This window comes from Vibrio sp. D420a (assembly GCF_030248625.1).
Classification (GTDB): domain Bacteria; phylum Pseudomonadota; class Gammaproteobacteria; order Enterobacterales; family Vibrionaceae; genus Vibrio; species Vibrio fortis_A.
In genome coordinates, this window is sequence record NZ_JAHGAN010000002.1 from 602,611 (window position 1) to 623,498 (window position 20,888).

Here is a 20,888-nt window from a genome sequence, read left to right on the forward strand (position 1 = left end):
CAGGCACAAATGCTTGGGCGTTTTTTTATGTTCAGTACTGAAGAAGATAAGACCTTACTGCCCTACTGTTTGTTGTGCTTGCTGTTTATTGAACCTGCTGTTTATTCAGCCAACGCTTTGGCTCTTAGCTTTTGGTCAAGTTCATACAGGTGTTTAGCAGCTTCCATATGTTGAGGATAATCCGCAAATTTCTCGCGCTGTTCTGGCGTCATCTTACAGGTTTCATCGACTAGCATTAGCGTCCAATACAACTTAGTGGTGCGTAACATCGCCAGTAACGGCTTCAGCACCTCTTTTTCGTAGACTTGAATCAGCTGTTCGATCCATTCGTCACGTTCGTCTTCAGTTGAAATAGCACCTTCAATCGCTGCAATAACGTTTAGGTACTTTGGGTTGGACTTGAGCTTGTCCATAACAGACTCCATCTCTTTAGCCTGTTCTTCGAGCTCTACTCTAATCGCAGCGATCCAACTCGTTTGAGTAAGTGCGTCAGCGTCAATTGTCTCAAAATCAGACTTAATGCGACGCTCAACGTTCTTTTGCGCTTGCTTAACGACAGAACGGACTTTTTGAAAAGGAAGTTGGTACTCCTTACCTAGCTCAGTGATCAGTGTATGAAAACCACCATTTGGTAAATGCAGGTTCTCTTTAAATGTCGCCAAAGCCGCCTCTTGTTCAGGTGTAAGGTTACTCATTCTCTGTCCTTTTAATCTCTTCTAACTCTCAACGGACTGCCGAGCATAACATCATTCACTCTTGCTGTAGGAACGAGTCCCCCTTATGAGTCCAAATATCTCTTTAAGTGACGAGATAATAGGCACTCGTGGCATTAAATGGTAAATCCTGAACTTCTGAATTCTGTACATTACGTGCACAAGGGTTGTATCGCAGACAGGAGTCTCCCAACTAAATAAGAGAACACCATGACATACTCAGACTACAAAGAATCCGACCTACACAAATGCGTTATCGTTACGGGCGAGTTACTCACATCGACAGCCAAGTTTGCTATCAAAGCCAGCACCACTCTATTTAAGTGTTTTCGTTGGGTCGCTATTAAGGCTTATCGATATGTCATGAAATAGACTTTAACGCGTTAAGCACCCCAACCAAAATTTCAAAAAGCGCTACCTAATAAAAGGTAGCGCTTTTTCGTTTTTCACATTTCAGGTTAACAGTCTCGTAGAACCTAAAGCGATGAACTTTTATCCAACCGGTGGCGTTAAATGGTAAAACTTATCAAAATAAATCGCCGATACTACACCTGTTCCAACGAAACAGACTTTTTAAATAATACAGGTACTAAGATGAAAAAGATGGCACTAAAGATTGTAGGACTCACGGTTTTAGCTTCGGCGCTAACGGGTTGTATCGGTAGTAATGCTGTCACAGGGAAAGTGATGAAATTCAACGTAGAAGTCGTAGATAACCGCTACGCTCGAGCAGGCGTGAACTTCTTACTTGCCCCAGTCTACGGTATCACTACAGCCGCCGACTACGTGGTGTTCAACTCACTAGAGTTCTGGACTGGCAAAAACCCTATCAGTGGCGCGCCACACGTCTTTGATACGGAAGCAGACACACACTTCAAAGTGAATGATGAACTCGACCCAAGCTTGAAAGAGGCTCCAGTTGCGCCCCTGTCTAATAATCGAACCATTGAAACAGGCGAAATGATTCAGATTGATGAAAACACTATCCAAATGGATATCGTGTATAACACAGGCGAAAGTGCAACCTTGACGGGTATTAGAGAGGGTGAAGAGGTCAGCTACTACATGAATGGTGAGCTCGTTTCTCAAACGACCATTAGCGAGCTAGAAGCCCTGAAGAAAGGTAACGCATAAGGCAATTTAAACGTTCGATTCGACGTTAATAGAACAGAAAGGCAGTTGAGAGTCACATCACTCTCAACTGCCTTTCTCGTTTATTCCCAGTGCTAGCTAATTTTGGCTATCCTGCCCTTGATTCAATCGAATGCTCACCAAGCTTGCCACCATGATAGCAAGATAGAAACTTCCGATGATTGATTCCATAAACACGAAGAACTGTGCAACAGGAAGCGCGGGAGAAATATCACCATAACCAACGGTCGTAAGTGTAATAAAGCTAAAATACATCGCGTTAAACAAATTACTCAGCCACTCTCGCTCTTCTAACCCGTTAAACGCGTTGGGGAGAATCTCCAAGATCAGAAGATAGATGGTTGCCCAAGCCAAACCGATTAAAAGGTAGATACAGATGGAACCTATAATGTGGTTCTTGGTGACATTAGATGCCTGCATCACCTGTTTAAGTGCCGAGTAAATATGAGAGAACAGAAACGCCGCGAGCGCTAATAGAGTGACAATAGAAAGGTTATAATCCTCAAAGAACGAGAAGACCCCAGAGACCCCCGCCGTGAGCAAAAGTAACCCATACCAAGAACGATACAGTGCTCGCTCTTGATGTATCCCTGCAATAGAAACCGCCAATGTCATGATTATTAGGAACAAAATTGTCTTTTGCCCTTGAGGGTAGAACTGCTGCATTACGGCGCAGCCGAAGAACAGCACTAGCAAGGCAAAAAACAGAAAGTAAAAATTGTCATCCTTCGACACTGGCTTCATTTAGCTTGCCTCTTTTTCTTTCTGGTCTTGTTGGTTAACCTGGCCCTCTTGCTCCAAATTGAGCCAAACCATCATCAGTTCATAAGTTAAGCTCAGTACCACTGCCCCTACAAACAAACCTACAATACCCGACATCGCCATCCCACCTAGTGCACCAAGAAGGATAACCAGCATAGGGATGTGAGAACCACGGCTTAATAGAACAGGCTTTAGAATCGCGTCACTACCACTAACGATCAAACACCAAACCAAGAACAAGCTAGCCGCGAGTGTCGACTCAACACTGAACATGTAGATAATCGCAGGGAGTAGCGCCAGAATCGGTGGCAGTTGGATAATCGCAATTAACAGCACCGCTAAAGCCCAGAAAGCAGCGGCAGGAACACCAGCAATCACTAAACCAATTGCAGACATCACTGACTGAATCAAAGCAACCCCAATAACGCCCTGAACCACGCTGCGCACCGTTACTTTAGAGAGCTTAACGAGCTCTTCGCCTCGACCATCAGTTAGGCGTGCGACCAAATGCGTCAAACCCACTTGGCACTTATCAGCATTACTCATAAATACGCCCGCAATGATGGTAGAGATAATAAACTGAACAAAACCACCACCCAGAGATCCAAGAATCGAGGCTGCTTTTGATGCGAACTGTTTTATCTCATCCGCATATTTAACAAAAGCGCCTTCAATGTTGGTTGATGCGTAAACTAACGCGCCATAGATCTTTTCACCCACAAGAGGGATCTCTTGCAAAGACTGTTTAGGCTTAGGGACGGACAATGTGCCATCTTGAAGACCACTCATTAGGTCAGATGCACTGGTATAGATGCCTGAGGACAAAGCGATAAGAGGGATCAGGAGCAACAACACACCAATAAAACTCAACAATCCACTGGCTTTACCTTTAGACATTCCAGTTTTGTTTGAAATCGCCACCGCTACAGGATAGAGCGCTGTCGCAATGATCGCTCCCCACACCACCAGCAGAATAAAGGGACGTAGAATTGAGAAACACCAATACACAAGGATCGCTACCGCGGCAATTTTTATGGCAGCATCAATCGCTTGTTTAGAAAAGTCGTCAGTTAACTTCATAAAACATCCTTGTTCACTAAAAATTAAGGCTGATTTTGCAGAAACTTCCAATTCCGGGTCTCAAGAAATAGGGAAGCCAAAATCATATAAACACCGATCATCACCAATTGAACAATGCGTATCAGTGTATTGCTATCAATGTCACCTGAGCTCATCAAGGTACTGCCAATAAGAACAAGTAAGGTACTAAACGCCGTCGCAAATATCGGGGCTTTATCTGGCACGGTATAGATTTTCCGAGCCATAAAGATCGCTACTAAACCAATAAACAGCGAGTAAAAAACAATGTTAGGCACGATGGCAAGAATAGAGAACGCCGCAATAGCCAGTAGCCCGCCGATGCCATTACTGATCACCAAGAAGGCGCTCAGTTTCACTGACTTCTCTGCCGTGATCATCAAAGAGAGAAGCGCAATAAACATCATAGTCAACAATGCTTCAGAGATTTGAAAAATGAAGAAGAAACAAACCACTGGATAAGAAATGATCATCGCTCTAAACGCAGCATACCAACGCTGTTGGCGATCAAGAGGCGGTGCCGCAAAGCCTGAGAAATCGGATTTTGGTTCAGGGAAATAGATATGAACCAACGCAAAGAGCAGCACCGATACCACGCCAGACGTCGCTAATCCTGATGCCAAAAGTACAGAGACTCCCGGATTAGATATCGCCATAAACGGCAGCATCAGTACGGCGATCAGCAAAATGGTCGCGAATAAATTCCACTTGGGGTCGACAAACAAGTAGTAACCCCAAAGCATCATCAAACCAACCAACACCAACAACGGGACCGGGTACTGGGTAATCCCTCTTGAGAGCAACAAGCCCAATACCATGGTTGCGACCAATGCAAGTAGCAGCTCGTAAACCGTCTCTTTATGTAGATTTTGCTTATCAATCAAGAACTTTGCAGTGAACACAGGCGCAACGAATGCCAAGGGCCAATTGATCCAGGCGGCAATAAAAACCGATATGGTTACGCCCACAGTGAAACGTAAAATTCGTCGCTGCACCTGTTCATCTAAGATGACGTTATCTGACATAAGAAAGCACGCTGATGAAACGAATCCAGAGTTTGCCAATCGTATTAAAGATGAAGTTATCGCCGCTGTAGACAATCACATCCGCTTGGCCGCCCACTCGAAGTAAACCCGACACATCATTGCGTTCAAACTCAATAGTGATAGGCAACATCTGGGTTTGTCGTAACCAGCCTGTCTGCTGATTAGCTTGAGCGAGCTTACCCGCTTGATCGTTTTGCCCCCAATCAACACCCCAATCAATGCTCGTCACTTTTCCTTTAATGACCTTGCCCGGCGCAAAGTCTAAAGCCACTTCGACTTCATCTCCGACCGTGACATTGCCCAAGCTGTTTTCACGATAATACGCTTCTATCCAGATATCCTGAGTTGAAACAAAGGTCATGATTGGCTGACCAGAAGAGGCATAGAAACCCTCGGACAAACTGAAATTTGAAACACCACCTTGGGTTGGTGCCGTGATAACGGTTCTCTCTAAATTGAGTTGTGCTTGCTCAAGCGCTAATAAGGCCGCTTTAACTTGGCTATTCTCTTCACCCTCTTTACCCATCTGTTGCTTGGCGCGCTCTAGATCCGCCTCTGCATTGGATACCGCTGCACGCGCTGTGGCAACCGCTGCTCGTGCCTTATCTGCGTCAGACTTTGACACCACGCCTTTGTCTGCCATTGCCAGTACGCGTTTCGCTTGTAGATCTGTGTTCTGTCTTTCGACAATCGCAGAAGTCAGTTTGGCCTGCGCAGAAGCGATATTGGCGGTTTGAGCACCCACGTTCTGTCCAGCAATTTCTAGGTTTTGCTCTGCTTGCGCCACAGCAATCCGATAATCAGAATCATCCAATACTGCTAGCACGTCACCCTGCTCCACCAATTGGTTTGGTTGAACTCGGATATCTAGGACTTTGCCAGAGACTTCTGGCTTGATAGGAACGATGTAACCTTTAACGCGGGCGTTGTCAGTAATTGGAATCACACGATCTGATACAACACTAAAAATCAGCATGGCAGCAACAAACAACAACAAATAGTTGGTCACCTTCCTGACTTTATCTTTTTTATTTACTTGAGGTGTGGATTCACTGTTTGCAGATGATTCCGACTCTTTAGTTTCAGACATACCACTCCCTTTCATCTAGGTAACATCAACAAAATTAATACTTTAAAAATAAGCGTACTCGTGGAAAACTCAAGAAATTGCAGTTAAATTTATCTGATGGCACTCTGTAACTGATAGATGCGTCTAATTTATTGCCAATACACGCATGTCTATTGCAAAAACACACAAAGGATTGTTTCGTGATGGCAGAAACCAAGTATCAAGTTCCTGTAATACAAACCAATTATGCAAAGATCTTGGTGCAGATGTTTAGTGACTATGGACTCGACTTGCATCAGTTGTTGAAAGACTCTGGTCTTCCTCCCGATCTAATCCAGTCCGACAGTGATTTTGTGCCTTCAGAGTCCATTAAACGCTTGATTTACCTCACTTCCGCTCAACTTGGGGTTTCAAAGTTTACTGACCTGCTTGGGCTAGCATTTCGACGCCGCATCATCCCACATGTCTTGCATCAGTTTGTCGATTACCAAACCATTGGCGACGCGCTTCAACACATCAATCAAATTTTCTCCAACGACTCGCCAGGTAGCCGCGTCTCTTTAGTGAAAGAGCACGGTCAGGTTTGGTTCTGCCGTCAGGCACCGGACGATGATTCAACGATGTTTCAATGGGGCGAGGCTTTTGCCATCATCTACATCATTGAGCTCATTACGATTCTCTCAAACAATCAGTGGCAGCCAGATAAAATCCGACTTCAAGGTAGAGAAACAGATGTCATCAGTACTATCACTACCAGCCGTTGCCAACTCTTTATAGAACAAGGCATGACAGCAGTGATGATCCCAAGCGATATCTTGATATTGCCGATTCAACTTACCAGTAAAGACCTTAGCCCCAAGCCTGCCCTTGTGGAATGGCACACCAGCTTTACTGATAGTATCTACGAGCTACTTAAGCCGTATATGAAAGAGCAAGATCTATCCATCGAAGATGCCGCTCAACTGCTTAACTTTTCGGTGCGAACTTTCCAGAGAAAACTCAAGCAAGAGAACACCTCTTTTCGCAAAATAAAAGAGAACCTAATGTTTTCGGTAGCATGTGAACTGATGGAAGAAGGCCATACGCTAACCTACACTTCCAGCCAACTTGGCTACACCAATATTTCGCACTTTTCGAGAGCCTTTAAACGTGTATCAGGGCTAACGCCTAAAATTTACCAGCGGTCTATTTCATCTACTTGATAGAAGAACTAAATCGTTGAGTGCGTTGGGTTATTGTCACTATTTTTCACAATGACTTTTACCATTTCACGCCATATCGAAATTTTGAGTGTGAGGTATTACCTTCTTGTCGCGAAGTTAACGATTTGAAAGATAGACAATATTAGTTGTTAAGTAGGAAAAGTAAGCTGCCACCACTCAAAGAGCTGCCATAGTTGAAGTTGATACCAACCCCAAAGTTATCAAAGAAGTAAGAGTCATAAGGCATATCAAACACCAAGCCAGCACCAAACTCATAGTAGTAGTGTGTATCGAGTGGTTCGGTCAGGTCTCCAGCCACATCGATTCTTCTGAAGTTATAGTGAATCTGAGGATTCTTTAATGACCAAACGTCCAGCACTACATTCTGCCTAAACTCGAGTTCATTAATAAACCTTAGGCCCTCTGGGTTACCGATGTCACCATCGTTGGCTTCTCCCCAACCCGTTCCATAGAAATAACGCGCTCGTGACGAAATATTCCAACTGCCCCACTCTTTCTTTTGAAGGTATTTGAGCTTAACTGACGGTTCACCTATCAAGGCCCATGCCGACGTATTCAGCGCGTAACCATCAAGCACAGGCTGAAATGCTTGGGAATAGCTGTTGTTGTATTCATATTCGTTGCGGTAATAGAGCAAATGAGTGCCCAGTCCATAAGCGACAGACCAATGTTGGTCTAACTGATTTCTCACCCCGAAAAAGCCATACAAACCCAATACCGAATCTTTATTTGGGTTCACACGACGATCACTAGTCACATCCGATGAAATCTCAATGTCCTGCTCAGATAACGCGTACGAGCCACGTACCGACCAAATTAGATCAACATCAGGGTCTTCGGTGTTTATCAAAGATGAGTAAGGAATTGAGCCCACGCTGACTTGGCTTCGAGTATCAACGGTTTTATCAGAACCAAAGCCACTGTCGTTGAGGTTAATAAACGAGTTAGGGTCAAAGTCTACAAAACCAATCGAAACAGCATCGCTATCGGTGAGCGCGATAGACGCTGCAAAAATCTTCTCCAAACGGTTCTGAATCGCCTCATTAGAGGCATAAACACTGGACGAAATAAGACCTGTTAAAAGTACACCAATCGTGGGGAGATTGAGGAATTGGGGTGAAAGCATTAAGTTGACTCCATTCAAACTTATGCTTCAAGTGTAATTGGAAAATTCGCTATTTCAATCAGAGGGTTAAAGTTGGGAATCGAGCACCTCGCAAAGCGAGCTGTAAAAAACTCGCAAGATCGATTGCCCCATAAAGCTCCTCAACATCTTGTACTCGATAGTGAATGATCATGGCCAGTCCTCCGTCGTTGATAGGATTTCAAATAATGAATGAAATGCCATCTTGGCGGATTCCCAAACCACTTACTTACCATTTTATGCCACCGATTTAAGACGAGACTGCGGTAAACGCCGATAAAGACAGACTGTGTCTTCTAGACCTTGCGCTCTTTACGATACTGTCTGGGTGTCATTTTCATTTGACGTTTAAAGGCGCGAGTGAAGTGTGATGAGTCTGAGTAACCCATTTGGGCGCCGATATCTGTAATTGATAAATCAGAGTGCTCAAGTAAAAATAGTGTCTGCTCTAGCATCATCTCTTCTACCAAGGCTTTGTAAATCACTCCCTCTTTTTCCAAAACGGCGTTGGATTGTCCTCACGTTGATGTTGAGGATCTCAGAGGCAAGACTAATCGGCAGTTTACCCACAGACAAATAGGGGTTAATCGCTAACTGAAACGAGCTAACAAATGAGTGAACGCCACCGATTTGCTTAATGGGTTGTTGAAAATTCTCAGCCTTCGTACTCAAATTGCGAGCTAAGACGATAGGCGATTGCATAAGTGAGTCAGGAATTTCAAATGCCGTGACCGGACGGCCGATAAAAACTGAGCCTCTGCCATCTCAGGTAATGATTGAAAGTACTCCAAATCACTACTTTGGATCCCTACCTCAGTTGCACGCCACTTACCTTGAGTCAGACTCAGAAGTAACTCATTAATAAATATGACCGAGAATATCTCTGACAGCTTAAACCATGGCGCGTCAGAAAAAGGTTTTTCGCGCACCAACCACCATTTTCCGCCAGACTGATTAGTGTAAATAGTGGCCCCCGTGGAACGAGCTTTAAGCAACTCAGCGAACTCATCTAAAGCGGCTTTCAGCGAAGTCCGTTCAGATAACTGGGCGAAAAACTTAGGGACATAGACTTGCTTACAGAAACTCCATAGCAAGAGCGTTAATTCTTCTCTGGATGCGGACTGTTCCATCAATTCAAGTACGTTCTTAAACGCGGTTTCAAGAAGGTGCTGATAGTCCCGTTCATTAGTAAAAATATCGTTAGGGATCTTCGCTTCCCGCAGTAAGAAATAAATGTCTTGCTCAAACTGCTGCAGCAGTTCAACAAACCACTCCACATCATCAGCATTGACGATGGCAGTCGAATTACTCTGCTCCGCCATTAATGGATCCTTTCACAATGGGTTCTGTATTATTGTAATCAAAAAAAGGGTCGCTATATGCGACCCAATCCATTTCTGTCTGACGAATCTCAATTTAAAGCTTAATTGATTTCGTCATGCCTGCTTCAGCGTGCCCTTTAAAGTTACACGCAAATTCAACGTTATTGTCACCGTGGAAGTGCCACATAAACTGACGGGCCTTTTTGGGTTCTACGACAATAGAGTTCTTGGTGTCATGTTCCATGCCCGCCATTGCTGCCATCATTTTGCGGTGACTCTCTAGTTCTTCTTTGCTACCAATCGAGAATTCATGAGACTCATTGCCCGCATTCATTACCACAAATTGCACCACATCGTTTGGCTCGATCTTAACTTCTTTTTTGAAAGTGATGGTTTTGTCGTCATTGAGGACCACATGAACCACTTTGTCTGGGTTAGCGCCATTAGCTGGCATCCCTACACTAGATGTACGTTGCATTCCCATCATACTCGAGTGATCCATAGTGGAATGATCCATCATTTCATGATTCATCGAGCTGTGATCCATCTTTCCATGGTCCATTTTAGAGTGGTCCATCTGTGCAAAAGCAGAAGCAGTGAATAGAGCTAAGCTCAACGCGATAATTGTCTTTTTCATAATAATTCCTGATGTTGTTTTGACCCAGCGAAAGTCTCACTAGGCCATTTAATTCAATAACCTAGAGAGAACCTATTTCAGATCTCGCTGTTTCCACAAAACAAAAATGGCGGGGATCACCAGCAAAGTCAGAAGTAACGCTGAGGCCATGCCTCCTATCATTGGGGCTGCAATTCTCTGCATGACTTCAGAGCCTGTACCCTGCCCGTACATAATTGGAATCAAACCGATGATTACCGTCAGAACCGTCATCATCACCGGACGAACTCGTAAGCCAGCACCTTCACGAATCGCATCCAGCAGATCCTTGTGCTGCAGCTGTGTGTGCGCATTCTCGTGGTCTTGTTTTTTAAAGTTCCACGCTTGGTTGAGGTACACCAACATAATCACTCCGATCTCCACTGCAACGCCGGCCAAGGCAATAAAGCCAACGCCTACGGCAATCGAGAAGTTGTAACCGAGGTAATGCATCAACCACACCCCGCCAACCATCGCGAGCGGCAAAGTCAGCATGATCACCATGACTTCTTCAACACGTCGGAAGCTCAAGTAAAGTAAGAGCATGATGATTGCAATAGTGATTGGCACAACAATGCTCAAGCGCTCCTTAGCTCGCTCCATGTATTCGTATTGCCCAGACCAAGCCAGCGAGTAGCCAGCAGGAAGCTCTAATTGTTCTGCCACCGCACGCTTGGCATTTTCGACATAAGTTCCTAAGTCACGTCCTTCAATATCAACAAATACCCAACCGTTTGGACGCGCATTTTCCGTCTTGATCATTGGCGGACCATCTTCGTAACGCACGTCAGCGACGTCGGCTAACGCGATGCGCGCACCATTCGCCGTTATCAAAGGCAGGTTTTGCAACTTGATCACCGAATCACGATACTCTTGTGGGTAACGAACATTAATCGGATAACGCTCTAAACCTTCTACCGTCTCACCGACATTCATTCCGCCTACCGCTGTTGATATCACTTGCTGTATCTCAGCGATGTTTAGGCCATAACGCGCAGCAGCTCGGCGATCAATGTCGATAGTGACATAACGACCACCGGCTACACGCTCCGCATAGACAGACGCAGTTCCCGGTAAGTCATTAAGGATAGGTTCAATATCTGCCCCTATCTTCTCGATCACTTTCAGATCAGGTCCTGCAATCTTGATCCCGATCGGAGTCTTAATCCCCGTCGCCAACATATCGATACGAGTTTTGATTGGCATAACCCAAGCATTGGTTAGGCCCGGGAACTGAATCAGGTTATTGAGTTCATCACGCAGCGACTCCAGTGTGACACCGTCACGCCAAGTATCTTTAGGTTTAAACTGAATCACCGTCTCAATCATGGTTAGTGGCGCTGGATCGGTCGCTGTTTCTGCTCGGCCGATCTTGCCCCACACGGTTTCTACTTCAGGAATGGTTTTAATCAACTTATTGGTTTGTTGGAGTAATTCACGCGCTTTACCTATCGAGATACCCGGATAGGTCGTCGGCATGTACATCAAATCTCCTTCATCCAGCGGTGGAATGAACTCACTGCCTAGCTTACTGGTTGGGTAATACGCAGATGCCATCAAAGCCAGTGCGACCATGATGATCGTTTTCGGGAAACGCAAGCTTAGATTGAGCAGTGGACGATACAGCCCAACCAAGCCTTTATTGATTGGATTCTTATGCTCAGGAAGTACCTTGCCACGAATGAAGTAGCCCATAAGCACAGGAACTAAGGTGATCGCCAAGCCCGCAGACGCCGCCATCGCATACGTTTTAGTGAACGCCAACGGTGAGAACATCTTGCCCTCTTGCCCTTCCAATGCGAACACAGGCACGAAGCTCAGCGTAATAATAAGCAGCGAGAAGAAAAGCGGTGCCCCCACTTCTTCAGCAGCTTTACCTATCACTTGCCAACGATTGTTATCATTCAACGGTGTGCGCTCAATGTGTTTATGCACGTTCTCAATCATCACGATCGCGCCATCAACCATAGCGCCGATAGCAATTGCGATCCCGCCTAGAGACATGATGTTGGCGTTGATTCCTTGCCAGTGCATCACGATAAATGCAGACAAAATGCCTACTGGAAGGCTCAGTGCGATAACTAATGATGAGCGAATATGGAATAGGAATAACGCACACACGATAGCAACCACCAAAAACTCTTCGGCAAGCTTCTGCCAAAGGTTTTCTACTGCCGAGTCAATCAAGGCTGATCGGTCATAGGTCGCAACAATCTCGACCCCATCCGGCAAGCTGCGTTGTAACTCATCAAGCTTTGTTTTTACCTCCGCGATCACCTCACTGGCATTCTCACCAAAGCGCATAACGATGACTCCGCCAACGGCTTCACCTTCACCGTTTAGCTCTGAGATACCGCGACGCATCTGAGGGCCAAGATTCACGTCAGCAATATCACCAAGTAATAACGGTGTACCTTTAGCGGTCACTTTCAAAGGCAGTGCTTTGAGATCGTCAATACCACTCAAATAGCCCGACGTGCGCACCATATGCTCAGCTTCTGCCACTTCAATAACTGATGCACCTGTTTCTTGGTTACCGCTTTGAATAGCATTGTTGACCTGCTTCAGTGTTAGGTCGTAGGCACGCAATTTAGCGGGATCAATTTGCACTTGATACTGCTTAACCATGCCACCAACTGTCGCCACTTCAGACACACCATTGACGGTTTGCAGCTCGTATTTCAAAAACCAATCTTGCAGGCTGCGGAGCTCAGCGAGATCGTGCTGACCCGTTTTGTCTTGCAGCACATAGCTGTAGATCCAGCCCACACCGGTTGCATCTGGACCAAGTGTTGGCTTGGCGCTGGCTGGCAGTTTAGGGGCAACTTGGCTGAGATACTCCAATACCCTTGAACGCGCCCAATACATGTCGGTGTCGTCGTTGAAGATGATATAAACGTACGAATCACCAAAGAACGAATAGCCTCTAACGGTTTCCGCACCGGGTACTGCGAGCATTGCTGTAGTAAGCGGATAGGTCACCTGATCTTCTACCACTTGCGGCGCTTGTCCCGGATAGCTGGTTTTGATGATAACTTGCACATCAGAAAGATCCGGAATGGCATCGACAGGCGTATTCTTCACACTGTAGAGGCCACCTAAAGTCAGAGCGATAGTGGCGACAAGCACCAAGAATCGATTGCTGATCGACCAGCGAATAATTGCATTAATCATCACTACTCCTCAGCCGACTCAATTTTCTTCAACACGTAGTCCGTGCCAGATTTCACCACGAGGAAACGCACTTTTTGTCCCTCTTTGTAATCATCAAGTGGAATGTCATCGCTAGCGGTGAAATTCATCTCTCCGGCTTGCCACTGCCACTCATCAACAGCTTGGTGATTCACTGTGATCATGCCAAAATCTGCCATCAGCATGGTGATATCGCCTTCGACCCAGACTTCCGTCGCCATTGTGTTATCACTTTGGCTCACTTCGGTGACTTGGAATTGCCCTGAATCCGTCTTCTCCATTTTAAAATCGATCGCCTGACCGTTCGCTAAGCCAGATAAATCAACCTCATCAGAGAAGGTAAAGTCCATCACCATTCCCGGCCAATCCCACTCAGGAACCGGTTGATGCTCAATGGTTGCCATGCGGTGTCCCACCATCAGATTGGTGATACTGCCTTTTGCCCACACGGAATCGCTCATCTGCATTGGCTCTTCATTGATTGAAGAGATTCGAGACAAATCTGCCGTTTGGCTAGACTCCGAATCCAACATGAAGTGAGCAGAAGTAACGACGCTCACACCCTGTTCAAGACCTTCAAGCACTTCGACACGATCGCCCGCTTCACGCCCTACACGAATACGATGTGAACGATATTTACCTTCACCTTCAGACAAAACCACTCGCGTCATGCCACCCGAGTGAATCACCGATGAACGAGCTACTGTCAGGACTTGATCGTCACTTTCTGGTTTGAGCGTGATGTTCGAGAACATATTCGGCTTCAGCTCACCATCAGGATTGGGAAACTTAAGACGCACTCGCAGTGTTCGAGTGGTTGGATCTAGGATTGGGTAAACGTAATCCACACGACCGCTCCATTCGCCACCCGGAACCGCATCTAACGTCATCGAAGCTGCAGTGCCTTGTGAAATCCAGTGTGCTTGACGTTCAAACACCTCGGCATCAACCCAAACTTCTTCCAGAGGGCCGGCGCTAATTACCGCTTGAGCAGGAGAAAGATAACCACCCTCTCGAATATTTAAGGTTGCGATAACTCCATCGGCTGGCGCTTTTATTTCTATGGTTTGCGATGCTTTGCCACGTCTCACGATTTGATTGATTTGCTGTTTATCAACTCCCAAAGAGACCAGTCGTTCTTTAGCACCTGAGATCATACCTTTACGACCCGTTTTATAAGCGCTCAACAACTCTTCTTGTGCCTTAACTAACTCTGGAGAATAGAGTGTAAACAACACTTCACCCTTGGATACAGTTTCACCTACCGCATTAATAAATAGGTCTTGAACCCACCCCGCCGCACGGACGTTGGTCTGCCACAGACGACTTTCATCAAAGGCAACGTAGCCCACCGTCTCTATTTTTGGCGTCAAAGGTTCTAACATCACAGATTCGGTTTTTACCCCAAGGTTGTTTTCCACCGCAGGATCAATGGTGACCGTACCCGGTTTATCTTTTTTTCCTGCCAAGTCATCAGCATAAACAGGAACTAAGTCCATTCCCATAGGTGACTTACCCGGCTGGTCTCGTTGATAGTTCGGATCCATCGGGGCAACCCAATAAAGCGGCTCATCTGCGCTTTTTTCTGACATTTCTCCACTCATAGCAGCGTGGTTCATCGGGAAAAATTGGCTCGCACCAACACCGATTGCTGCACCAACGACAAGAGCAATACTTGCGACTGTAAATGATTTCATGATGTTTCCTTATTGCGCTTGTGGCGTTGTCTTTGATGATTGAGAAGGCTGGTGATATGAGCCACCAACAAGCGCAGCCAATTGACTGTTAACTATGTTTAAATCCGTGATTAATCTCTGCTGTTCTAGCTCGATATTGAGCGCGTTAGTCATAGCAGTGATCACGTCATTAAATTGCGCAGTGTTATTTTGATACCCGCGTTCAACGGCCTTTGTGGTTGCATCAGCTTGAGGAATAAAGCTGTTTTGATAACGTTCGATACGCTGAGATAGGTTGTCTCTATCCACCAAAAGCGCGTTTACTTTGGCGTTCATTTGACTAAGAAGCGTCTCTTTCTGAGCACGGGCAGAACCCACTTGGTACTGAGCAGCTTCAACACTCTTGTCTTGACGATTACCCGTAAACAATGGGATATCCATAGTCACATAGGCACTGACCAGATCTGACGCCGGATTACCTTGCATATTATTCGCTTGTCGATAGGCGTACATCACCTCGACACCAAACTGAGGTAGATACGCTTGCTCTGCGATCTCTACTTGCGTTTCGTTGACGGTGATAGCCGTATCCGCAGCACGAACCATAGGATGTGACTGCAATAAAGCGTAGTATTGGGATTGACCAACGTAAGGCTTTAATTGGCCTTCTAAAGCTTGCCAACTCAAGACGTTACTGGCCTGAATAGATTGAGGTTGTGCGCCTGGTTGTGACGCATCTATAGCAAAATTTGCCAGTGATGAATTCAACCAATCTGAACCTAACCACTCAGAAAGCTGAGCAATAATTCGACGCTGTTGCTGCTGATTAGCTTGCAGCTTTTCATCAAACTTAGCGACATTCAGTTGAGCATTGAGCAGGTCCTGAGCTTCGCTGTTACCGATTCCATAATTGGTCTCAATAAAACGCTCAAGCTCTACCATTAAACGACGCGTTTCTAACAAAGTTGAACGTGCGGCTTGCTGATAACCCAGCTCCAACCATAGTGTGGTAATGGTGTTGGTGATTTCTCTTTCTCGGACAGCAACTTGCAAGTCAATACCATCTGCTTGCTGGCTTGACTGGCGCTCCTTTAAATCCAACGTCGAACCACGTTCAAACTGCTGCATTAACCCAACAGAAATATTGGTCATAGGATCTTCGTCGAACTTAAAACTATCGACAGGAAGGCCACCAAAACCCACTTTTAGCTTTGGATCACTGAGGGTGGCTGAAGCGATACCCGCATGACGAGTCGCTTGAGATTGAGCGATGATCTGTTGACGACCGCTATCACGCTGCAAGGCTTGGTCAATAAGCAGTGCTAACTGGCGCTCTTGGGCTTGTAGAGTCTCTAGTTCACCAGCAACAACAACACGACTTCCGTTGGCAGAGGTCACTGCCTCATTTGACGATGCTGCCATCACAAATGCAGGCATCGCTATCAAGCTGGTGCATATTGGTAGCACCAACCATCTCGATTCAATATTCACAAGAATAAATCCATTTTGTGGCGTTAAAAAACGCATAGATCGCACCTAGGCTCAACCTCGTAGGTCGGTCTTAGGTAATGAGATTTGGGAATTGTGAATTAAGCGGAAGGCGGTCTTAGAATAGACTGAATGCGCGCAACTTTACTGCCAATAATCACAGAGTGATAAGGAGCAAGCGAGTAAGCAAAACTGGATAAGGAATTGATAGATTGGATTGGGTAAGACCAGCTCAGGCAGATAGACACACAGCAATTAGCGCCCATATCCCCACCGTGTGAGCAATGAGATGTCTCATGTTGTCCCATATTATGCATAGATTGATCATCACTAGAAACATCACACATTGAAGACATTGCATGAGTCATCATACTCGCGTGATGGCAAGACATCGTCTCTCTATCCATCATCTGCATTTCCATGGTTGACGCACTGGAGACAGACGTCGACATCAACATCGCAAAGATGCTGAAGATCGTAATCCAAAATGTCTTAAGTGAATGCGTCATAACCAATCCATATATTTTGAACCGTCACTATAAAGGTTACCCCAAGGGTAAGGTCAATGACTCTTTAGACAAATATAGCTCCAATACTGATTAAGCGCTCATTAAATAGACTTATTGATGCTTTTCTACCAATTATCTTTGTCGTCTAGACAAAACACCCTAGTTGATGTCGTGCAGACACAAATTTACTATGCGCAACATCAGTTTTAACAACGAATCTTCAAATACTTAGAAGCGTCGGTTCATCCGTGGTCATTAAACAGGTCATTTTTGAATCTCGATTCGTCCCCAGTTTATGAGCCCATTTGGTGCTCGTTTCTACCTGAATGAACCTTTGGAATTATTTGTGAACGTTTTAAAGAATATTTGCCCACTTAAAATGGGGAAAGAGCGTGACAAGCGCGAGTATGATTTGCGCGTACTGAATCGTGTTAGTGATAGTGAATATGCTTCACGCATGGCAATTTGGGATACTCTGTTAATGGGTACCCCCGCTGCAAGTGAGATGAAGGGGTTTATGGATGAGGCTTTCAACAAGCTTCAAAATGAACTGAAAGAGACTAGCCGCGAGTTGTCGATTAACTACACCGACTTTATTGCTATGGCGCATGAAGAAGTGAATTACATCAAGATATTCGTGGCGGATAACAAGGTGCAAATCGGTTGGTACATTGCTATCGCTTTGACGATTGCAGGAACCATCGCGCTTTGTATGCAGTAAGCTGAGTTCAGCTCATACAGAACTCACCAAAATATGACTAGAAAACAAGTTACTCGTTTTGAGCCGTTGTTTTCTAGTCAATTGAAATCTGAGCTACTCTATTTCTAAACTAATCGATTTCTAAATTACCCCATCAAAGAGAGCAGATGCTGAGCGGCAGCTTTGGGATCATCAGCCTGACAGATAGCTGAAACTAAAGCTAAACCATGCACGCCAGTCGCCATCAACTCAGGGATATTACTCTCATTAATTCCACCAATACCAACGATAGGCAGTTTCGTCGTTTCAAGCGCACTCTTTAAACCTTCAACACCCCAGTGCTTTTTAGTATTGGTTTTGGTTGGTGTCGCAAAGATCGCACTCAAACCGATGTAGTCAATTGGAAGGTGTTCCGATTCTTTAAGCTGCTGTTCATTCTCAATCGAAAGACCAAGTATTTTATCTTCACCAATCAGCCGTCGCGCTATCTCCGCAGGCATATCTGACTGACCAAGATGAAGCCCATCAGCATCCACGGCCAATGCCACATCCACGCGATCATTAATGATTAAAGGGACACCGGTGCCTTCCAAGATAGCCTTTACACGCTGTGCTCGCTCAATGAACGCTCTGACGTCACCATGCTTTTCTCGCACTTGAACCATAGTTACACCACCAGCGACCGCTTGCTCCACCACATGTTCTAGTGTGGCTAAGTCTTGTTGATCATCAGTAACAAGGTAGAGTTTGTAAGAGTTATTCATTGATTTCGGATCCTTTTAATGCACTCAGGATTTATCACAGCGCTTTTTATTGTTGATCACCTAGTTTACCGTTTGATCGCGTTGGGCACATTAAAATCTCACCTTCCATAGCGCCTGCTATAGCATCCTCACAATATGTTACTAGGCACACATCAAACCACTCAAAAACTCTAAAACCAGCACTCAAAGACAACAAAACACCTACAAGTGACACATTAATGTTACATTTTGCATGCTCTTACATCTTAAATGTGAAATACTCTACGAGTACTTACAGGCAAGAATACAGTGAAACGCGGATTATAAGGATGTATATGCGTCAACTATCTATCTCTTTAAGAGTGAAACTGGGTTATGCGATCTGCTTACTCTTTTTCATCATCTCGGGCTTTGTTAGCTTTCAAGGGATCCAAACCCTGTCTAACGGTTTTAAACACTACAGTCTATTGAGTGGGCAAGCTGAAGAGTCCAGCAATATTGAAACCCACTTTCTACAAATGCGCCTCACCTCTGAGCGCTACCTAGCAACGCTTGATGACCAATATCAGCAAGCTTATCTCGCCAATAAAAGCGACATCGACCAACAACTGCAATCTTTACTCAGCCAAACTCAACACGCCGATAGCTTAGAACGCCTTTCTCAGGTTCAACAGAGCATTACTGCCTTTGACCAAGCTTATCAATTGATGAGTCAAAGCCAGCAATTAATCCACCAGTTAGTCACGGTTGAGATGGTGAAAAGAGAAGAGAACGCGCTCAAAGCAGCTCAGAGCTTACTTTACGAGTCTTACAATAACGATGACTCCAACGCGAGCCTGTATGCTGGTATGCTTATGGAGAACTTCTTGGCCGCGAAAATCGCAGTGCTAAGCTACTCAAACGACGGTAAACCAAAAACCTACGAAACAGGCCAAGATCTGTTTGAATATGCCCTTCCAGGTATTGAAGGTGACATCCGCTCTCTAGAGTCATCAGATTACCAAGCAGAATTGATCGATAGCTTCACCGCTCAGCGCGAAGCCTACGCAACGGGTTTTGAACAAGTCCACCAACAGAAACTTGAGAACGCTCAGCTTCAAAGCCAGCTGACCAGCTTAGGTGATACCCTTGCCATTGCCGTATTAGATGCACAATCTATCATCGAGCAACAGAAAAACGCACTTATCCCAGAGCTCGAACTCAGCGAAGAGCGTTCAGTTCAAATCATCGTATTACTCACAGGCATTGCATTATTGGTTGGGACAACGAGTGCGATTCTTGTGACTCGCTCTATCAACAAGGGGATCGCTCAGGTTAAAGAGATCACCAATGAGCTAGCACAAGGTAATTTGAGTGTTGACGTTAAAGTAACTGACCAGAACGAAATTGGTCAGTTACTGGAGAACATGAAAACCACCATCGAGTCTCTGCGCGATATCGTTCAACAAGTAAATGATTCCAGCTTACGCATTGGTGAAATGTCAGAGTCACTCGACAGCGTGACCACAACGGGTTCAAACAACGCGTCGCGACTCAATGACGAAATCATCAACATCTCATCAGCTGTGTCTCAGCTCGCATCAAGCACGTCTGAGATTGCATCTAGCGCTAACCATGCTTCTGAAGTGGCAAGCCAAGCGACTTCAAACGTTGCGATGGGTCTAACAGAAGTGGACAAAACCCTGCAAGAGATTGGCCAAGCTGACGAGCAAATGCAGCTGAGCAGCCAGAAAGTGAGCGACCTACATGCTGAGTCGATGAACATTGGCGCAATTTTAGAGGTGATTCAGGGCGTAACCGAGCAAACAAACCTGCTCGCACTGAATGCTGCGATTGAGGCGGCGCGAGCTGGTGAACAAGGCCGTGGCTTTGCCGTGGTTGCAGATGAAGTACGTACTCTAGCGAAACGTACTCAAGAGTCTGCTAGCCAGATCAATGATTTGATCACCTCATTGCAGCGCGGCGCTAAAGACGCTCTCGAGTCGATCAAAGAGAGCCATGGCACGGTATCTCAAGCTTCGACGCAGGCGCGGCAGGCCTCTCAAAACTTGCATGTGATTAACCAACATATTCAAGACCTTAACCAAGCAAATAGCCAGATTGCAGCTTCGGTCGATGAGCAAGATAGCCTAACTCGCTCTCTAGGTGACAACGCTCAAGGCGCGAATACCATCGCCCAGAGTAACCAAGAATCTGTGGCTAAAATTTCGGAAGCGGCGAGCGATCTTACTGAGGTTGCACACCACCTTAAAAGCCAAGTTGACCGCTTTAAGAGCACCTAACTTACGCCGCAGCCAAGGCCAGTTGGATATATACCAATAAAAATAACCCCGAGTTGATAAGACTCGGGGTTATTGTTTTGGGTTTTAGAGAACTGCTAAACTGTCAATTAAGTT

At 45.5% G+C, this 20,888-nt stretch carries 18 protein-coding genes; 4 read left to right on the forward strand and 14 right to left on the reverse strand.

The window, feature by feature from the left end:
* Positions 1 to 101 precede the first annotated feature (101 nt).
* Positions 102 to 695 carry a hypothetical protein gene (locus tag KI743_RS03485; RefSeq protein WP_285464984.1) on the reverse strand — a complete coding sequence of 198 codons (594 nt, stop codon included), beginning with the start codon at positions 693 to 695 and terminating at the stop codon, positions 102 to 104.
* A 612-nt stretch (positions 696 to 1,307) separates the two neighbouring features.
* Here KI743_RS03485 and KI743_RS03490 point away from each other — a divergent pair.
* Positions 1,308 to 1,847: a DUF3332 domain-containing protein gene (locus KI743_RS03490; RefSeq protein WP_150896621.1), complete on the forward strand. Its 540-nt coding sequence runs from the start codon at positions 1,308 to 1,310 to the stop codon at positions 1,845 to 1,847.
* A gap of 96 nt (positions 1,848 to 1,943) precedes the next feature.
* Here KI743_RS03490 and KI743_RS03495 read toward each other — a convergent pair whose 3' ends face one another.
* The 4 genes from KI743_RS03495 to KI743_RS03510 are packed head-to-tail and all read right to left on the reverse strand — an operon-like array spanning position 1,944 to position 5,861.
* The gene (locus KI743_RS03495; RefSeq protein ID WP_150896622.1) at positions 1,944 to 2,609 is read right to left on the reverse strand and encodes a potassium channel family protein; all 666 of its coding nucleotides are present in this window, start codon (positions 2,607 to 2,609) and stop codon (positions 1,944 to 1,946) included.
* Positions 2,610 to 3,707, reverse strand: a complete 1,098-nt coding sequence (locus tag KI743_RS03500) for an AI-2E family transporter (RefSeq protein ID WP_285464988.1) — start codon at positions 3,705 to 3,707, stop codon at positions 2,610 to 2,612.
* A 23-nt stretch (positions 3,708 to 3,730) separates the two neighbouring features.
* Entirely contained in the window at positions 3,731 to 4,750 is a 1,020-nt protein-coding gene (locus KI743_RS03505) for a DUF2955 domain-containing protein (RefSeq protein ID WP_285464990.1), read from the reverse strand.
* Entirely contained in the window at positions 4,740 to 5,861 is a 1,122-nt protein-coding gene (locus KI743_RS03510) for an HlyD family secretion protein (protein ID WP_285464992.1), read from the reverse strand. Before KI743_RS03510 ends, KI743_RS03505 begins: the two co-directional genes overlap by 11 nt.
* A 182-nt stretch (positions 5,862 to 6,043) precedes the next feature.
* Here KI743_RS03510 and KI743_RS03515 point away from each other — a divergent pair, with 182 nt between their 5' ends.
* The gene (locus KI743_RS03515) at positions 6,044 to 7,042 is read left to right on the forward strand and encodes an AraC family transcriptional regulator (protein WP_285464994.1); all 999 of its coding nucleotides are present in this window, start codon (positions 6,044 to 6,046) and stop codon (positions 7,040 to 7,042) included.
* Between the two features lie 142 nt (positions 7,043 to 7,184).
* Here the strand turns inward: KI743_RS03515 and KI743_RS03520 are convergent, their stop codons facing one another.
* From KI743_RS03520 to KI743_RS03555, 8 genes are all read right to left on the reverse strand, one after another.
* The gene (locus KI743_RS03520; RefSeq protein ID WP_285464997.1) at positions 7,185 to 8,189 is read right to left on the reverse strand and encodes a Solitary outer membrane autotransporter beta-barrel domain; all 1,005 of its coding nucleotides are present in this window, start codon (positions 8,187 to 8,189) and stop codon (positions 7,185 to 7,187) included.
* A gap of 314 nt (positions 8,190 to 8,503) precedes the next feature.
* Positions 8,504 to 8,692, reverse strand: coding sequence for a helix-turn-helix domain-containing protein (locus KI743_RS03525; protein ID WP_285464999.1), 189 nt, complete (start codon positions 8,690 to 8,692; stop codon positions 8,504 to 8,506).
* 195 nt (positions 8,693 to 8,887) lie between these two features.
* On the reverse strand, positions 8,888 to 9,529 hold the full coding sequence (locus tag KI743_RS03530) for a hypothetical protein (RefSeq protein WP_285465002.1): 642 nt from the start codon (positions 9,527 to 9,529) through the stop codon (positions 8,888 to 8,890).
* Positions 9,530 to 9,623: 94 nt separating this feature from the next.
* Complete coding sequence (locus tag KI743_RS03535) at positions 9,624 to 10,166, reverse strand: copper-binding protein (RefSeq protein ID WP_285465004.1); 543 nt, start codon at positions 10,164 to 10,166, stop codon at positions 9,624 to 9,626.
* A gap of 72 nt (positions 10,167 to 10,238) precedes the next feature.
* Entirely contained in the window at positions 10,239 to 13,358 is a 3,120-nt protein-coding gene (locus tag KI743_RS03540) for an efflux RND transporter permease subunit (protein WP_285465006.1), read from the reverse strand.
* Positions 13,359 to 13,360: 2 nt separating this feature from the next.
* A complete protein-coding gene (locus KI743_RS03545; protein WP_285465008.1) occupies positions 13,361 to 15,073 on the reverse strand; it encodes an efflux RND transporter periplasmic adaptor subunit in 1,713 nt (570 codons plus the stop codon).
* A gap of 9 nt (positions 15,074 to 15,082) precedes the next feature.
* Positions 15,083 to 16,489: a TolC family protein gene (locus KI743_RS03550; RefSeq protein ID WP_285465109.1), complete on the reverse strand. Its 1,407-nt coding sequence runs from the start codon at positions 16,487 to 16,489 to the stop codon at positions 15,083 to 15,085.
* Between the two features lie 152 nt (positions 16,490 to 16,641).
* Positions 16,642 to 17,049, reverse strand: a complete 408-nt coding sequence (locus tag KI743_RS03555; protein ID WP_285465010.1) for a hypothetical protein — start codon at positions 17,047 to 17,049, stop codon at positions 16,642 to 16,644.
* Positions 17,050 to 17,428: 379 nt separating this feature from the next.
* On the opposite strand from KI743_RS03555, the gene KI743_RS03560 reads away from it, so the two are divergent.
* Positions 17,429 to 17,770 carry a thiamine-phosphate diphosphorylase gene (locus tag KI743_RS03560; protein WP_285465112.1) on the forward strand — a complete coding sequence of 114 codons (342 nt, stop codon included), beginning with the start codon at positions 17,429 to 17,431 and terminating at the stop codon, positions 17,768 to 17,770.
* 125 nt (positions 17,771 to 17,895) lie between these two features.
* Here the strand turns inward: KI743_RS03560 and thiE are convergent, their stop codons facing one another.
* Positions 17,896 to 18,513, reverse strand: coding sequence for a thiamine phosphate synthase (thiE, locus tag KI743_RS03565; RefSeq protein ID WP_285465012.1), 618 nt, complete (start codon positions 18,511 to 18,513; stop codon positions 17,896 to 17,898).
* Between the two features lie 314 nt (positions 18,514 to 18,827).
* On the opposite strand from thiE, the gene KI743_RS03570 reads away from it, so the two are divergent.
* Positions 18,828 to 20,774, forward strand: coding sequence for a methyl-accepting chemotaxis protein (locus KI743_RS03570; RefSeq protein WP_285465014.1), 1,947 nt, complete (start codon positions 18,828 to 18,830; stop codon positions 20,772 to 20,774).
* Positions 20,775 to 20,888 lie beyond the last annotated feature (114 nt).

Bases quoted from the DNA above. Each gene is read 5' to 3' on its own strand.
- KI743_RS03485 (WP_285464984.1), bottom strand. From the start codon at position 695: ATGAGTAACCTTACACCTGAACAAGAGGCGGCTTTGGCGACATTTAAA.
- KI743_RS03490 (WP_150896621.1), top strand. From the start codon at position 1,308: ATGAAAAAGATGGCACTAAAGATTGTAGGACTCACGGTTTTAGCTTCG.
- KI743_RS03495 (WP_150896622.1), bottom strand. From the start codon at position 2,609: ATGAAGCCAGTGTCGAAGGATGACAATTTTTACTTTCTGTTTTTTGCC.
- KI743_RS03500 (WP_285464988.1), bottom strand. From the start codon at position 3,707: ATGAAGTTAACTGACGACTTTTCTAAACAAGCGATTGATGCTGCCATA.
- KI743_RS03505 (WP_285464990.1), bottom strand. From the start codon at position 4,750: ATGTCAGATAACGTCATCTTAGATGAACAGGTGCAGCGACGAATTTTA.
- KI743_RS03510 (WP_285464992.1), bottom strand. From the start codon at position 5,861: ATGTCTGAAACTAAAGAGTCGGAATCATCTGCAAACAGTGAATCCACA.
- KI743_RS03515 (WP_285464994.1), top strand. From the start codon at position 6,044: ATGGCAGAAACCAAGTATCAAGTTCCTGTAATACAAACCAATTATGCA.
- KI743_RS03520 (WP_285464997.1), bottom strand. From the start codon at position 8,189: ATGCTTTCACCCCAATTCCTCAATCTCCCCACGATTGGTGTACTTTTA.
- KI743_RS03530 (WP_285465002.1), bottom strand. From the start codon at position 9,529: ATGGCGGAGCAGAGTAATTCGACTGCCATCGTCAATGCTGATGATGTG.
- KI743_RS03535 (WP_285465004.1), bottom strand. From the start codon at position 10,166: ATGAAAAAGACAATTATCGCGTTGAGCTTAGCTCTATTCACTGCTTCT.
- KI743_RS03540 (WP_285465006.1), bottom strand. From the start codon at position 13,358: ATGATTAATGCAATTATTCGCTGGTCGATCAGCAATCGATTCTTGGTG.
- KI743_RS03545 (WP_285465008.1), bottom strand. From the start codon at position 15,073: ATGAAATCATTTACAGTCGCAAGTATTGCTCTTGTCGTTGGTGCAGCA.
- KI743_RS03550 (WP_285465109.1), bottom strand. From the start codon at position 16,489: ATGCCTGCATTTGTGATGGCAGCATCGTCAAATGAGGCAGTGACCTCT.
- KI743_RS03555 (WP_285465010.1), bottom strand. From the start codon at position 17,049: ATGACGCATTCACTTAAGACATTTTGGATTACGATCTTCAGCATCTTT.
- KI743_RS03560 (WP_285465112.1), top strand. From the start codon at position 17,429: ATGGGGAAAGAGCGTGACAAGCGCGAGTATGATTTGCGCGTACTGAAT.
- thiE (WP_285465012.1), bottom strand. From the start codon at position 18,513: ATGAATAACTCTTACAAACTCTACCTTGTTACTGATGATCAACAAGAC.
- KI743_RS03570 (WP_285465014.1), top strand. From the start codon at position 18,828: ATGCGTCAACTATCTATCTCTTTAAGAGTGAAACTGGGTTATGCGATC.